Consider the following 14,645-nt stretch of genomic DNA (forward strand, 5'->3'; position numbering starts at 1 on the left):
TTCAACTGATTGAAGTGATTTTTTGAAAGAAATCCCGCGCCGATCGAAAGACGGTGCGGGATTTTTCATATCTGGCGTTGCAACAGGTCGCGAAATTATGGCGCGAAGATCGACCAGTTCATCATCCTGGCCAGCTTCTCCAGCGCGATCGACCCCAGTTTGGAATTGCCGTTGGCGTTGAGACCCGGCGACCAGACGGCAAGCGAGGCGACGCCCGGCACGATGCCCAATATGCCACCGCCGACGCCGCTTTTTCCCGGAATGCCGACACGGAAGGCGAAATCGCCGGAGCCGTCATAGTGGCCGCAGGTCAGCATCATGGCGCCGATGCGCCGCGCCCGTTCGGCCGACACCACGGTATGCCCGGTCGCTGGATTCTTGCCGCCATTGGCGAGGAAGCGGCCCGCCATCGCCAGCTGCCGGCAACTCATGGCGATGGCGCAATGGTGGAAATAGACGCCGAGCGCCAGTTCCGGCGCATGATGAAGATTGCCGAAGGATTTCATGTAGTTGGCGAGCGCGAAATTGCGATAGCCGGTGGCCCGTTCGGAGGCGGCGACCTCGCGGTCGATGATGATGGTCTCGTCGTCGGCGAGGAACTGGATGAAGCGCAGAATCTCACCGATCGCCTCGCGCGGCTGGTGGCCGGCAAGCAGAATGTCGGAAATGACAATGGCACCGGCGTTGATGAACGGATTGCGCGGAATGCCGTTCTCATGCTCGAGCTGGACGATCGAGTTGAACGGATTGCCCGAAGGCTCGCGCCCTACCCGTTTCCACAGCGCGTCGCCGACATTGCCGAGCGCCAGCGTCAGCGTAAAAACCTTCGAAATGCTCTGGATCGAGAACGCCTGATCGGCATCACCGGCCATCAGCATGCGGCCGTCATTGGTGACGGCAGCGATGCCGAATTTCCTTGGATCGACCTTCCCCAGTTGGGGAATATAGGTCGCGACATCGCCGCGATCGCTCCGCTCGGCCATTTCGGCGGTGACTTCGGCCAGCGCCAGCTCGAGTTCCGGCATGGTGCTACCTCAACCAGCGTTCGATGCGCGCCATTGCCTCGACCATGTCGTCATGGCTGCCGGCATAGGAAAACCGCATGGTGCGATGCCCCGCCTTGGTGTCGAAGTCGCGGCCGGGCGTCGCCGCAACATGCGCCTCGGCCAGCATCTTGCGGGCAAAGGCCATGCTGTCATTGGTGTGCCTGACGACATCGCAAAAGGCATAGAATGCGCCGTCCATGGGCGCCGCCAGCGGAAAGCCGAGTTCCGGCAGACGTTTCATCAGCAGTTCGCGATTCCAGGCGTAGCGGCCCTTGACCGCTTCCAGCTCTTCGGTCGCGGCAAAAGCCTCGATCGCGGCGATCTGCGACAGTTCCGGCGTCGAGATGTAGAGGCTCTGGGCAATGCGTTCGACTGGCCGCACCAGCTCTTCCGGCAACACCATCCAGCCGATTCGCCAGCCGGTCATGCAGTAGTATTTCGAGAACGAGTTGATCACCGTCACGCTGTTGCCGAAGGCGAGTGCCGTGGTGTCCGGGGCGCCATAGGCCAGCCGGTGGTAGATCTCGTCGGAAATGACGGCGATGCCCAGCGTCTCCGCTGTATTGACCAGCGCCGAAAGCTCGTCGGCCGGTATGACCGCGCCGGTCGGATTGGCCGGACTTGCAAACAGGACGCCCTTCAGCTGCTTCTCGCGATGCGCTGTCTCCAGATGACCGCTATGCAGATAGGCTGCGTCGCCGAGCTCGATCTCGACAACATCGATGCCGAGCGCCGCCATGATGTTACGATAGGCAGGGTAACCGGGTGCTGCGATGGCGACGCGGTCGCCCGGATCGAACATCGCCAGGAAAGCGAGATTGAAGGCCGCAGACGATCCCGTGGTCACCGCGATCCGGCCGGGCTCGATTTCAAGCCGATAGTGATCCGCGTAATGCTCCGCGATCGCCTTGCGCAGACCGGCCAGACCCAGCGTGTCGGTGTAGCCAATGCGGCCGTGCTCCAAGGCCTTGGCCGCGGCGGCGCGAACCCGTGGGGGCGCCGGATCGGAGGGCTGGCCGACCGCCATGGAAATCACCGGCACGCCCTGGGCTTTCAGCCGGTTCGCTTCGGCCAGCACATCCATGGCGTGGAACGGCTCGACATTGCCGCGACGTGAGAGCGAAACGACCATTTTATCCCTATCCCGACGGTTGGGCACGCCATGCCCTCGAATACATGCGCCGCACAAATGCCCGATTGATGTGAGGATCACAAGTTGAGGAAGTTTCCGGCGCCGACTTTTCATCTTTCGCCCGCTCGTCTACCAGTGGACATCATGTTGAGCCGACCCAGATCGACGATTGTCCGGATTGCGCGTGTTTTCACGACGCTTTCGCTTGGCATCACGGTTGCGGTGACGAGTTCGGCCACCGCCTTTGCCCAAAACGTGCCTGTGGTACGCGATGCCGAGATCGAGGCTCTGGTGCGCGACTACGCACGGCCGATCTTCAAGGCGGCGGGGCTCGCGAATGACGGCATAGACATCGTGCTGGTCAACGATTCCAGCTTCAACGCTTTCGTCACCGGGCGCCGGCTGTTCATCAACACCGGCGCGCTGATGACGGCCGAAACGCCCAACGAGATCATCGGCGTCATCGCGCACGAGGCCGGCCATATCGCCGGCGGCCACCAGCAGAAACTGCGTGACCAGCTTGAGCGCGCCAAGACGATGGCGATCATCTCGACCTTGCTTGGTGCCGGCGCCATCGTCGCCGGTGCGACCACCAGCAACCGCGGCCTCGCCGGCGCCGGCGTGGGCGTAGCCGCCGGCGGTGGCGAGATGGCACAGCGCAGTATCCTCGCCTACCAGCGCACCGAAGAGATAACGGCCGACCGCTCCGCCATCACCTATCTCAACGCCACCGGCCAGTCCGGCATGGGCATGCTGAAGACGTTCCGCCGGTTCCAGACCGCGCTGTCTCTGTCGGGTGCGCAAATCGATCCTTACCGGATCAGCCACCCGATGCCGCAAGAGCGCATCGCCAATCTCGAAGTGCTGGTGCAGCAGAGCTCCAACGTCGACAAGATCGACCCGCCGACGCTGCAGCAGCGCCATGACATGATGCGGGTGAAGATCGCCGTCTACATGGAAGGCCAGGCCGCTGCAGCCCGGCTGATGCAGAAAATGAGAGGCAGCCTCGCCGGGCAGTATGGCGACGCCCAGTCGACCTACCTTTACGGCGACATCGCCGGCGCACTCGCCAAGACCAACGCCCTGATCAAGGCGCAGCCCAAGAACCCCTATTTCCAGGAGCTGCGCGGCGACATCTTGATGAAGGCGAACAAGCCCAAGGACGCGGCCGAAGCCTACGCCAAGGCGGTCAGCCTCGATCCGGTGCGGTCCGGTTTGCTGCCTGTCTCGCTTGGCCAGGCGCTGATGGCGGTCGGCACGCCCGACTCGCTGAAGAAGGCCGTCGTACAGATCAACAATGGTCTTGGGCGCGACAAGGAAAATTCCGAGGGGTATCGTTACCTGGCGCAGGCTTACGGCGAGTTGGGTGACATACCGGGCGCCGAGCTTGCCACCGCCGAAGGTCATTTCTATTCCGGCAACTACAAGGATGCTAAGATCTTCGCCATGCGGGCGCAGCAGGAGCTGAAACGCGGCGAACCGCGCTGGATACGCGCCCAGGACATCATAAACTACAAGTCGTCAAGCAAGATCTAGTGAACCTACCGGCCACGCGCTGCGACACAGCCAGACCGAAAGACAGGCAAAAGGAACGAGAACGATGAAAAAGGCACTGCTGCTGAGCACCACGGGGATCGCTGTAGCCCTTGCCATGCTGGCTTTCGGTTTCGTCGCCGGCAGCCCACAGATTGCCAAGGCCGGCACAACGCAGCCTGTCGAGACGGCTCAGCCTGTCCAGACGGCTCAGCCTGTCCAGACGGCAGGGGCCGACACGAAGGCGGCCGATACCAAGATCGACCGCACCGAGGTCGAAGGGATCATCCGCGACTACCTCTTGAAGAACCCGGAAGTGCTGCTCGAAGTGCAGGATGCGCTCGAGGCCAAGCAGAAGGAAGAGCAGCGGCTCGCCGCGCTTGGCGTCATCAAGAACGCCAAGGACCAGATCTTCAACTCTACCTTCGATGGAGTCGTCGGCAACCCGAACGGCAAGGTGACCATCGTCGAGTTCTACGACTACAATTGCGGCTTCTGCAAACGCGCCATCGAGGACATGCGGGCGCTGACAAAGGCGGATCCGGATCTGCGCTTCGTGCTCAAGGAATTCCCGATCCTCGGCCCGGATTCGCAGAAGGCGAGCGTCGTCTCGATGGCCTTCCACATGATGAAGCCGGAAAAATACGGCGAATTCCACAATGCTTTGCTCGGCGGCCAGGGGCGCGCCACCGAGGCAATGGCGATCAAGATCGCGCTTTCGCTCGGCGCCGACGAAGCGACTTTGCGCGAGAAGATGAAGGATCCGTCGATCACCGAGGCCTTCTCCAAGACCTACGATCTTGCCAACAAGCTGTCGATCACCGGAACCCCGTCCTACGTCGTCGGCAACGAGGTCGTGTTCGGAGCTCTCGGGCAGGACGTGCTGGCGAACAAGATCGAGGCGGCGAAAGCCGCGCTTTGACCAGGAGGGGGTTTTCTTCACGGGTGCATTTCGGCCTGTTGTGGACAGTGAAAGAACGCACTTGCGCTCTTTTCGCGGACGGCTATGCCCGGTATAGAGGCCCAGCGCGCCGGTTTGATACCGGCGCCGGAAAAGGTCGGCTTTTTTGAAAACTGTTTTCGTCCTGAACGGTCCCAATCTCAACGCGCTCGGCAAGCGCGAGCCGGGCATCTATGGCGGCAAGACGCTTGCCGCGATTGCCGACGACTGCAAGCAGGCCGGCGCGTCGCTTGGACTCGAGATCGATTTCCGCCAGTCGAACCATGAGGGCGATCTTGTCGACTGGATCCAGGAAGCCGGCGACAAGGCCGCCGGCATCGTCATCAATCCAGGCGCCTACAGCCACACCTCGATCGCGATCCATGACGCCATCCGTTCGGTCGCGCCGCTGCCGGTCGCAGAAGTTCACCTTTCCAACATCCATGCGCGGGAATCATTCCGCCACGTCTCCATGGTCGCGCCGGTCGCCGTCGGCATGATCTGTGGCTTTGGGCCGCTCGGCTACACGCTGGCGCTGCAGGCGCTGGCCGCACGCCTATGACCGGCCAACAAACAGAAGGCTCGAAAATGTCGATAAAGAAGACCGGTGTTGACCAGCAACTGATCCGCGACCTGGCGGGCATACTGAACGACACCAACCTGACCGAGATCGAGGTTGAACTGGGCGACCTGAAGGTGCGCGTGTCGCGGCAGGCGCCTGCCGTCCACGCGATTGCGGCGCCCCAACCCACCTATGCGCCAGCTGCCGCCCAAACCGCTGCAGCGGCAGCGCCGGCTGTTGTCGATGTGTCGAAGAACGCGGTCACCTCGCCGATGGTCGGCACCGCCTATCTGGCGCCCTCGCCCGACGCCAAGGCGTTCATCGAGGTCGGCCAGAAGGTCAAGGAAGGCCAGACGCTGCTGATCATCGAGGCGATGAAGACGATGAACCAGATCCCCTCGCCGCGCGCCGGCACGGTGACGGCGATTCTGTTCGAGGACGCGACGCCGGTCGAATACGGCATGCCGCTCGTCGTGATCGAGTAGAGCGGGCCGGATGTTTCAAAAAATCCTCATCGCCAATCGCGGCGAAATCGCGCTTCGGGTGCTGCGCGCCTGCAAGGAACTCGGCATCCAGACGGTGGTGGTGCATTCGACCGCCGACGCCGACGCCATGCATGTACGTCTTGCCGACGAAAGCGTCTGCATCGGGCCGCCGCCGTCGCGCGACAGCTATCTCAACATCCATCAGATCGTCGCGGCCTGCGAGATCACCGGCGCCGACGCCGTACACCCAGGCTACGGCTTCCTGTCCGAGAACGCCAAGTTCGCCGACATATTGGCGGCGCACAACATCACCTTCATCGGCCCGTCCGGCGACCATATCCGCATAATGGGCGACAAGATCGAGGCCAAGCGCACCGCCAAGCGCCTGGGTATCCCGGTGGTGCCCGGCTCGGACGGCGCCGTCACCGATCAAAAGGAAGCCAGGCGCATTGCCGCCGAGATCGGCTATCCCGTGATCATCAAGGCATCGGCTGGCGGTGGCGGGCGCGGCATGAAGGTTGCCCTTACCGAGGCTGACCTTGAGATTGCCTTGCAGACAGCGAGCACGGAAGCCGGCGCGGCGTTCGGCGACGATGCCGTCTATATCGAAAAATACCTGGAAAAGCCGCGCCACATCGAGGTGCAGGTGTTCGGCGACGGCTTCGGCCGCGGGGTGCATTTCGGCGAGCGCGACTGTTCGCTGCAACGCCGCCATCAAAAAGTCTGGGAAGAGGCGCCCTCACCGGCGCTCAACGCCGAGGAACGCGCCCGCATCGGCGGTATCTGCGCCAAGGCCATTGCCGATCTCGGCTATTCCGGCGCCGGCACGATCGAGTTCCTCTACGAGAATGGCGAGTTCTATTTCATCGAGATGAACACGCGCCTGCAGGTCGAGCATCCGGTGACGGAAGCGATCACCGGCATCGATCTCGTGCATGAGCAGATCCGCGTCGCATCCGGCGGCGGTCTCTCGGTGAAGCAGGAAGACATCAAGTTCAATGGCCACGCCATCGAATGCCGCATCAATGCCGAGGATCCGCGCACCTTCACCCCTTCGCCCGGCACGATCACGCATTTCCACACGCCAGGCGGTCTCGGCATCCGCGTCGATTCCGGCGTCTATTCCGGCTACAAGATCCCTCCCTACTACGACAGCCTGATCGGCAAGCTGATCGTGCACGGGCGCAACCGCGTCGAATGCATGATGCGGCTGCGCCGGGCGCTGGATGAATTCGTCGTCGACGGGATCAAGACGACGTTGCCGCTGTTTCGCGATCTGGTCGGCAATGCCGACATCGCCAATGGCGACTATGACATCCATTGGCTGGAAAAATACCTGGCCGGGGAAGAGTAGTCCGGGGACGCGATGACCCGCCCCTACGCGCCCGGCTATCGCATCCCCACCGACCTCCTGCTCAAGGCATACGCCTCGGGCGTCTTCCCGATGGCCGAAAGCGCCGGCGACCCAGAAGTGTTCTGGGTGCGGCCGGAGACGCGCGGCATCATCCCGCTCGACGGCTTCCACACGCCCAAAAGCTTGAGGAAGGTGATCCGCAAAAACCTGTTCGACATCCGTTTCGACTTCGATTTCGAGGCGACGATCGACGGCTGCGCCGAAAAACGCGAGGAGCGCCGCTCGACCTGGATCAACGCGCCGATCCGCGAGGCCTATGTGCGACTACATCGCATGGGCCATTGCCATTCAGTAGAGGCTTGGCATGAGGACAAGTTGGTCGGCGGCCTCTATGGCGTGTCGCTCGGACGGGTGTTCTTCGGCGAAAGCATGTTTTCCAAGGCGACGGATGCATCGAAGACCTGCCTCGTGCATCTCGTCGAGCGCTTGAAGGCACGCGGCTTCGCTCTACTTGATACGCAGTTCACCACCGAGCATCTCAAGCGCTTCGGCGCTGTCGATGTGCCACGCGGCAAGTACGAGAAAATGCTCGCCGATGCGTTGAAGGGTGAAGCGGTCTTCTTTCCGTGACTGGAGAGCTTCGATGTCGAGCGAAAACCACCTTCGAGCGGATATGCAGCCAATTGTTCAAGCGCTGATCGAAGAGGGCAGAGACGTCACAATGGGTCAGCTCGACCAACTGCTTCCCAAGCGGGAATTCAGTTCCACCGAGATCGAAGACATAATGGCTGCTCTCTCCGAGCACGGTATATCCATCACCGAGTAAGCGATCCGTCTGACCAGCCAGATGATCAGCTCTTCGCTGCAGTCTCCAGCGGCGTCTGCGAATGGAACATCATCTTCCAGCCGTTGACGCGATGGACATAGCCGGTGCTGACCAGCGCCGCATAGGGCTCGCCATTCTCCCGCGTCGCATGCGCCTCATAGGTCAGCATGATGATGTCGCTGCCGGGCTCGATTATCCCCTTGAGGTCTATCTTCAGGTCGCGCCAGCGGTTGGGCTTGGTTGCGGTCTTGGCCAAGTCCGCATTGTCCATTGCCTGTGCCATCTTCGGAAAGGCCACCAAGCATTCCGTGTCGGCATTGGCCGCGTAGTAGGCCGCATCACCTGTCCAGAACCCTTTTTCGAGTTCGAGCAACTCTTTCTTGCTCGCCGTGATCCGCTTGCTGTCTGACATCGAAATATCCTCCGGGCGCATCGATGCGCGGTGTCAGTGGCCCAACGTATGGTGGCCACGACGGTTCCAAGAGGGATCAGTTGGTGCCGGTGGTGTCGTCCGGTACCGTGGGATCGGGCTGGTCAACATCCGGGCTGGCCGCGGGCTTCGGCTTGCCGGCGGCTGCTTTGGTCGCGGCGGGCTTCGGAGCATCAGCCTTGGTGGCGCCGGCTTTGGTCGCGTCTGGCGCCGGCACATCCGACTTCTGCTTGCATTCCTTCAGCCAGACGTCATAGACGGCATGTTCGACGGCGTTGAGCCCGGGGCTTTCGGCGAACATCCAGCCGGTGAAGATGCGGCGGATCTTGCGGTCGAGCGTGATCTCGTCGACCTCGACGAAGGAATCGGTCTTCGGCTCCTCTGTCTGCGGCCGGGAATAGCAGACGCGCGGCGTCACCTGCAAAGCACCGAACTGCACCGTCTCGTCGATATAGACGTCGAAGGTGATGATACGGCCAGTGATCTTGTCGATGCCGGCGAACTCGGCAACCGGGTTGGTGATGCGATCCGATCCAGCTGACGCCGCCGGTGCGGGTGCAGCCGGTGTGGGCGAAGCGGCAAAGGCGGCGGTGCTGATGGCGAGGCTGGCGGCTAGCGTCAGACCGCCCGTCGATATCAGGTTGAAAAAGCTCATATAGGGGTACCGGTGGTTCGCGCCCGGGTGATTCCGTCGATCGCCAAGGCTAGTCGCCGTTTTCTGATCAGCAAGCAGCTAAACACCAATTGTGGCGATAAAGGACCGGCCTGCACTTCGTGCTGTGACAAGTCGGGGCGCCCTTACATCCAGGGGCCGTTATGACCCGGGCGTCCAGGCGTCATAGTCACCCGTGACCTGCGGGCGATGCTGATTGGTCAGCACCGAACCTTTCGGGCGATAGGCCGCCGGCGTGCCGGTCAGATTGGGCTGATGCGACTTCTGCCATTCCCGCGGCTTGTAGTCTTCGCTCGGCGGCGCGACGTCGACACGGTGATGCATCCAGCCGTGCCAGCCAGGCGGAATGGCCGAAGCTTCGGAATAGTCGCGGTAGATGACCCAGCGCCGCGTGCGGCCCTCCGAATCGATACCGCCTTCGTAATAGACATTGCCGACCTCGTCCTGGCCGACCCTCTTGCCGTACCGCCAGGTGTGCAGGCGTGTTCCCAGCGTCTGGCTGTTCCACCAGGTGAAAAACTGCGTCAGGAAAGTCTTCATCTCAGAACCCTCGCGCTGGCGGCGCTGCTTCCTGCTTATGGCGTCAGGCCTTCGGGAAGGCAAGGGTTTTGCCGCAGGGAGCGCGCAAATGGCGCGCCAGGCACCCGACACAAGCCTGTGATCCCGAGAGGCGGCAGGATGCACGCTTGCCAAGCCTTTCGGCTCTTTCTAAAGCTCAGCGCGCCCATGCGGATATCCAATCCAGCCATGGGCCGAAGGAGGTGACGATTGGCCACAAAATTGCCGACCACCGACATTCGCATCGGCACCGAGCTGATTCGCCGCCGCAAGAGCGGTATCCCGTTGGTTTGCCTGACGGCCTACACCTATCCGGTCGCTCGCCTGCTCGATCCGCATGTCGACCTGCTGTTGGTCGGAGACAGCGTCGCCATGGTGCTGCATGGCCATGAGACGACACTTGGCGCCACGCTCGAGATGATGATCGCACATGGGCAAGCCGTGATGCGCGGCTCGGCCAGGGCCTGTGTGGTCGTCGACATGCCGGCCGGCAGCTATGAGGATTCGGCTGATCAGGCCGTAACCTCGGCGCGGCGCATCGTTGGCGAGAGCGGCTGCCAGGCGGTGAAGCTCGAAGGCGGCGTCGACATGGCCGGTCAGATCGCGGCGATCGTGGCCGCCGGCATTCCGGTGATGGGCCATATCGGCCTGCTGCCGCAATCGGTGGAGAAGGATGGCGGCTACAAGATCAAGGGCCGCACGGACGAGGCTATCGCGGCGCTGATGGCCGACGCGTTCGCCGTTGAAAAAGCCGGCGCGTTCTCCGTGGTCATCGAGGGCACCATCGAGGCGGTCGCTGCCGACATCACACGCCGCATCGCCATCCCGACCATCGGCATCGGCGCCAGCGGCGACTGCGATGGCCAGATCCTGGTCATCGACGACATGGTTGGGCTGACCGTCGACCGCGTGCCGAAATTCGTCAAGGAATACGCCGATCTGCGCGGCGTGATCGCGCACGCAGCCGAGCGCTACGCATCGGAGGTGCGAAGCCGGACTTTCCCCGGCCCCGCCCATGTATTTTCAGGCTCAAAAGTCTTTTCGGGCACCAATGGCGGAGATGAGGCATGAGTCGGCCTGAGGTCGTCGATAGCGTCGCCGCACTTCGTGCCGATATCCGGGACTGGCGGCGCGATGGCCTGCGCGTCGCCATGGTGCCAACCATGGGCGCTCTGCATGAGGGACATCTCTCCCTGATCAGGATCGCCAGGGAAAAAGCCGAACGTTGCGTGGTGTCGATCTTCGTCAACCCGACGCAGTTCGCGCCGAGCGAGGATCTCGACAAGTACCCACGCCAGCTCGCACGCGACCTGGATATGCTGGCGACGGTCAACGCCGATCTTGCCTTCACGCCGGCGGTTGGCGCGATGTATCCCGCCGGCTTTGCCACGGGGATTTCGGTCGGCGGGCCGTCCGCCGGGCTCGAATCGGACTTCCGCCCGACCTTTTTCGAAGGCGTCGCTACCGTGGTGGCCAAGCTTTTTCTGCAGGCGACGCCCGACTATGCGGTCTTTGGCGAGAAGGATTACCAGCAGCTTTGCGTCGTCAGGCAGCTATGCCGCGACCTTGACCTGCCTGTCGAGATCATCGGCGCACCGACCATACGCGACGCGCATGGCCTCGCCATGTCGTCTCGCAACGCCTATCTCGGCGAAGCCGAACTCGCGGTTGCCCGTCAGCTCAACGTGATCCTGCACAAGGCGGCGGCGGCACTGGCGTCAGGCGCACACCAAGATGACGCGACCGGTGAGGCCGGCCGCGCCCTGATCGCCGCCGGCTTCCAGAAAATCGACTATGTCGAGGCTCGCGAAAGCCTGACGCTGGCGCCTTGGCGCCGCGACCGCGTGGGGCGCCTGCTCGCCGCTGCCTGGCTTGGCAAGACGCGACTGATCGACAATGTGGAAGTTCCCGTCGCCTGAGCGGCTTGGGCTACGCCACGCTTTGTCCCCTGGCGCGTCATCCATCCGAGATTTCCGGCACGCGCTTACTCCTCAGTCGGCATATGCAGGTACATCGACTGGATGCCGACCCGGCCCGGGCCGGTGAAGCGGTTGACGATAAAATTCATGTTGGCGCCGAAGAAGCCGCTCGACAGGCGGTCGATCTTGGTTTCCATCCTGACCGAGACATCCTTGAACAGCCAGCCACCCGGCTCGATGTCGATGGTCTCGCCGGCGGCAAGCGTTTTCTCGAACACATTGCCGTAGCCGTGCAGCCAGACGATGCCGTCGCCGCTATCGCCGCGAAAACGGTCGATGAAGAAGCCGCTCTGGCCAAACAGCATCGTCGCCAGGCCACGCACGCGCTCGAACGTATAGTCGACATTGCCGGTGGCGGCGAGAAACTGGTGTTCGCGCACCTGGATCTCCTCGCCGCGACTGAGATGGATCGGCACGATGTGGCCAGGTCCATCGCGGCTGAAGGCGATGATGCCCGCCCCCGACGCCTCGGTGACGAAGATCTGCATGCCGGCCATCATGCGTTTCAGCGCGCCTTTCAGCGATTTCAGGCCGATGGTGATGGTGGAGTTCTTCCACAACAGGATGTGGTGTTCGAAATAGACGGGCATTTGCGTCACATCGACCGAAAGCACGGGCACCAGTTCGCCCGCTATGTGGTAGGTGACGCCACCAAAGGTTTCATCCGACACCTGTGTCGGCATCAGTTCCGGCAAGCTTGGCATGGTTTCCCCCTCGCCGCCTTGCGCGCCAGCCCATTCCGGCTTCCGCACGGTCAGCTGCAGCAGCTTGGTGTGTGACCCCTGGGCCGTCAAACGAAAACGACCCCTTGCCGCACCGCTCGCGCGAAGGTGATCCAGACAGGTGCGCCGAAGCGATCAGCCGGCAAGCGGCCGGCGATAGACCAGGGTTGGCTCGCCGGGGGCAGCGGTGTGCTCACCGGCGGCGCCGGTTCGCACGAAGCCGTTGGCTTCGTAGAAGGCGATGGCGCGCGTGTTCCGCGCTTCCACTTCCAGACGGATGGCGTTGGCCTCTGGAAAACTTTCGATGATCTCGTCGAGGAGCATGCCGCCGATGCCCCGCCCCTGCAGGCTGGGCAGCACGTAAAGCTGCCGCAGGACAACCGTCTTGCCGCCGTCGATGCCTTCGGCGAAAGCCACGCCGCTAATACGCTTGCCGTCGTCGGCGACGAGGAAGTCGCTGTTCGGCTTGATCAGCCGCGCCTTCAGCGAGGCGATCGAATGCCATTCGTCGGTGATCTCGGTGACCTTGGCGGCGCCGTAGATGGCGTCATAGGTCGCATGCCAGGTTTCGACCAGTACTGCTCGAATTGCATCAAGGTCACGTTCGCCTGCAGTGCGGACGAACATGGCCTTACTCGATGCCGAGCTTGGCCTTGACGAGGTCGTTGACCGCCTGCGGATTGGCCTTGCCGCCGGTCGCCTTCATCACCTGGCCGACGAACCAACCGGCCATGGTCGGCTTGGCGCGCGCCTGTTCGACCTTGTCTGGATTTGCCGCGATCACCTCGTCGACCGCCTTTTCGATGGCGCCGGTGTCGGTGACCTGCTTCAAGCCACGGCTTTCGACCAACTGGCGCGGATCGCCGCCTTCATTCCAGACGATCTCGAACAGGTCCTTGGCGATCTTGCCGGAGATGGTACCATCCTTGATCAGGTCGATGACCGCGCCGAGCTGATCGGGCGAAATCGGAGCATTTTCAATATCCTTGCCAGCCTTGTTCAATTGACCGAGCAGATCGTTGATGACCCAGTTGGCGGCGAGCTTGCCGTCGCGGCCGGCGGCCACCTTCTCGAAATAGTCGGCGATCGACTTTTCCGACACCAGGATCGAAGCGTCGTAGGTCGAGAGACCCAGCGAGGAGATCAGCCGCGCCTTCTTGTCATCGGGCAGTTCCGGCAGTCCTGTGGCCAAAGCATCGACATAGGCCTGGTCGAATTCCAGCGGCAGAAGGTCGGGATCGGGGAAATAGCGGTAGTCGTGAGCTTCTTCCTTCGAGCGCATGGAGCGCGTCTCGCCCTTGACGGCATCGTACAGCCGCGTCTCCTGGTCGATCTTGCCGCCGTCCTCCAGGATGGCGATCTGACGGCGCGCCTCATAGTCGATCGCCTGGCCGATGAAGCGGATCGAGTTCATGTTCTTGATCTCGCAGCGTGTGCCGAACTCGCCACCGGGCCGGCGTACCGAGACGTTGACGTCGGCGCGCAGCGAGCCTTCATCCATGTTGCCGTCGCAAGTGCCGAGATAGCGCATGATTGTGCGCAGCTTGGTGACATAGGCCTTGGCCTCATCGCCGGAACGCAAGTCAGGCTTGGAGACGATCTCCATCAGCGCCACGCCGGAGCGGTTGAGGTCTACATAGGACATGGTCGGATGCTGGTCGTGCATCGACTTGCCGGCATCCTGTTCCAGATGCAGCCGCTCAATGCCGACCTCGATGTCCTCGAACTCACCCTGACGGTCGGGGCCGACCGACACAATCACAGTACCCTCGCCGACGATTGGCTGCTTGAACTGCGAAATCTGGTAGCCCTGCGGCAGGTCGGGATAAAAATAGTTCTTCCGGTCGAAAACCGACTTGTGGTTGATCTGCGCCTTCAGGCCAAGGCCGGTGCGGATCGCCTGCTTGACGCATTCCTCGTTGATGACCGGCAGCATGCCCGGCATTGCCGCATCGACCAGGCTGACATTGGCATTGGGGGCCGCACCGAAGGCGGTCGAGGCGCCGGAGAACAATTTTGCTTCCGAGATGACCTGCGCGTGCACTTCGAGCCCGATGATGATTTCCCAGTCGCCGGTGGCGCCGGGGATCAGGCGTTTTGCGTCGGGCGTGCGGGTATCGATGAGGGACATGACGGCCTACATATTGAAAGTGCTGAGTATGCGCGAATGCATATTCTGGTGTGCATTCTCGCTAGTGCAAACCGCCAAAAGAGACAAGCGCAAAGCCACGGACTGGCCTTTTCAGCCGCTTTCGCCTATAGGACGCCGATCCCAATGGAGAGTGGATGTCCACTTACGCTCAGTCCCGGTAAGGCCCTGACCTCGTAGCGAGGCAGGGCAGAAAACCTGAAACCCCGTGCCGCGAAGCTTTCGCGGCGGCGGTATTTTCTGTTTTCCCGGAAAC

Annotated in this window: 17 protein-coding genes; 9 read left to right on the forward strand and 8 right to left on the reverse strand. The window is 62.3% G+C overall.

Annotation, left to right across the window (positions count from 1 at the left end; translation table 11 throughout):
• Positions 1-95 precede the first annotated feature (95 nt).
• Both HGP13_RS22845 and HGP13_RS22850 read right to left on the reverse strand, forming a co-directional pair.
• Entirely contained in the window at positions 96-1,025 is a 930-nt protein-coding gene (locus tag HGP13_RS22845) for a glutaminase (RefSeq protein WP_172229226.1), read from the reverse strand.
• Between the two features lie 4 nt (positions 1,026-1,029).
• Positions 1,030-2,178: an aminotransferase class I/II-fold pyridoxal phosphate-dependent enzyme gene (locus HGP13_RS22850; RefSeq protein WP_172229228.1), complete on the reverse strand. Its 1,149-nt coding sequence runs from the start codon at positions 2,176-2,178 to the stop codon at positions 1,030-1,032.
• Between the two features lie 144 nt (positions 2,179-2,322).
• Here HGP13_RS22850 and HGP13_RS22855 point away from each other — a divergent pair, with 144 nt between their 5' ends.
• From HGP13_RS22855 to HGP13_RS22885, 7 genes are all read left to right on the forward strand, one after another.
• Positions 2,323-3,714: a M48 family metallopeptidase gene (locus HGP13_RS22855; RefSeq protein ID WP_172229230.1), complete on the forward strand. Its 1,392-nt coding sequence runs from the start codon at positions 2,323-2,325 to the stop codon at positions 3,712-3,714.
• A gap of 64 nt (positions 3,715-3,778) precedes the next feature.
• Positions 3,779-4,633: a DsbA family protein gene (locus HGP13_RS22860; protein WP_172229232.1), complete on the forward strand. Its 855-nt coding sequence runs from the start codon at positions 3,779-3,781 to the stop codon at positions 4,631-4,633.
• 145 nt (positions 4,634-4,778) lie between these two features.
• Positions 4,779-5,213: a type II 3-dehydroquinate dehydratase gene (gene aroQ, locus HGP13_RS22865; RefSeq protein WP_019857903.1), complete on the forward strand. Its 435-nt coding sequence runs from the start codon at positions 4,779-4,781 to the stop codon at positions 5,211-5,213.
• A gap of 26 nt (positions 5,214-5,239) precedes the next feature.
• Positions 5,240-5,698: an acetyl-CoA carboxylase biotin carboxyl carrier protein gene (gene accB / locus HGP13_RS22870; protein WP_172229234.1), complete on the forward strand. Its 459-nt coding sequence runs from the start codon at positions 5,240-5,242 to the stop codon at positions 5,696-5,698.
• 10 nt (positions 5,699-5,708) lie between these two features.
• Positions 5,709-7,052 (forward strand): acetyl-CoA carboxylase biotin carboxylase subunit, encoded by a 1,344-nt coding sequence (gene accC, locus HGP13_RS22875; RefSeq protein WP_172229236.1) that lies wholly within the window; start codon positions 5,709-5,711, stop codon positions 7,050-7,052.
• Positions 7,053-7,064: 12 nt separating this feature from the next.
• Positions 7,065-7,682, forward strand: coding sequence for a leucyl/phenylalanyl-tRNA--protein transferase (gene aat, locus HGP13_RS22880; RefSeq protein WP_172229238.1), 618 nt, complete (start codon positions 7,065-7,067; stop codon positions 7,680-7,682).
• Between the two features lie 13 nt (positions 7,683-7,695).
• Complete coding sequence (locus tag HGP13_RS22885) at positions 7,696-7,878, forward strand: RNA polymerase sigma factor region1.1 domain-containing protein (RefSeq protein ID WP_172229240.1); 183 nt, start codon at positions 7,696-7,698, stop codon at positions 7,876-7,878.
• A gap of 25 nt (positions 7,879-7,903) precedes the next feature.
• Here the strand turns inward: HGP13_RS22885 and HGP13_RS22890 are convergent, their stop codons facing one another.
• From HGP13_RS22890 to HGP13_RS22900, 3 genes are all read right to left on the reverse strand, one after another.
• A complete protein-coding gene (locus HGP13_RS22890) occupies positions 7,904-8,290 on the reverse strand; it encodes a hypothetical protein (protein WP_172229242.1) in 387 nt (128 codons plus the stop codon).
• A 76-nt stretch (positions 8,291-8,366) separates the two neighbouring features.
• Positions 8,367-8,963 (reverse strand): DUF2155 domain-containing protein, encoded by a 597-nt coding sequence (locus HGP13_RS22895; RefSeq protein ID WP_172229244.1) that lies wholly within the window; start codon positions 8,961-8,963, stop codon positions 8,367-8,369.
• A gap of 159 nt (positions 8,964-9,122) precedes the next feature.
• The gene (locus HGP13_RS22900) at positions 9,123-9,521 is read right to left on the reverse strand and encodes an NADH:ubiquinone oxidoreductase subunit NDUFA12 (RefSeq protein ID WP_172229246.1); all 399 of its coding nucleotides are present in this window, start codon (positions 9,519-9,521) and stop codon (positions 9,123-9,125) included.
• A gap of 240 nt (positions 9,522-9,761) precedes the next feature.
• Here HGP13_RS22900 and panB point away from each other — a divergent pair, with 240 nt between their 5' ends.
• Both panB and panC read left to right on the forward strand, forming a co-directional pair.
• Positions 9,762-10,610 carry a 3-methyl-2-oxobutanoate hydroxymethyltransferase gene (gene panB / locus HGP13_RS22905; protein WP_246707462.1) on the forward strand — a complete coding sequence of 283 codons (849 nt, stop codon included), beginning with the start codon at positions 9,762-9,764 and terminating at the stop codon, positions 10,608-10,610.
• Positions 10,607-11,458, forward strand: coding sequence for a pantoate--beta-alanine ligase (gene panC, locus HGP13_RS22910; protein WP_172229250.1), 852 nt, complete (start codon positions 10,607-10,609; stop codon positions 11,456-11,458). Before panB ends, panC begins: the two co-directional genes overlap by 4 nt.
• Positions 11,459-11,523: 65 nt before the next feature.
• On the opposite strand, the gene HGP13_RS22915 is transcribed toward panC, so the two are convergent.
• From HGP13_RS22915 to gatB, 3 genes are all read right to left on the reverse strand, one after another.
• Positions 11,524-12,222 carry an AIM24 family protein gene (locus HGP13_RS22915; protein WP_172229252.1) on the reverse strand — a complete coding sequence of 233 codons (699 nt, stop codon included), beginning with the start codon at positions 12,220-12,222 and terminating at the stop codon, positions 11,524-11,526.
• Positions 12,223-12,375: 153 nt separating this feature from the next.
• Entirely contained in the window at positions 12,376-12,867 is a 492-nt protein-coding gene (locus tag HGP13_RS22920) for a GNAT family N-acetyltransferase (protein ID WP_172229254.1), read from the reverse strand.
• Between the two features lie 4 nt (positions 12,868-12,871).
• Positions 12,872-14,371, reverse strand: a complete 1,500-nt coding sequence (gene gatB, locus HGP13_RS22925) for an Asp-tRNA(Asn)/Glu-tRNA(Gln) amidotransferase subunit GatB (protein WP_172229256.1) — start codon at positions 14,369-14,371, stop codon at positions 12,872-12,874.
• Positions 14,372-14,645 lie beyond the last annotated feature (274 nt).

The sequence above is a fragment of the Mesorhizobium sp. NZP2077 genome (assembly GCF_013170805.1).
Taxonomy (GTDB): domain Bacteria; phylum Pseudomonadota; class Alphaproteobacteria; order Rhizobiales; family Rhizobiaceae; genus Mesorhizobium.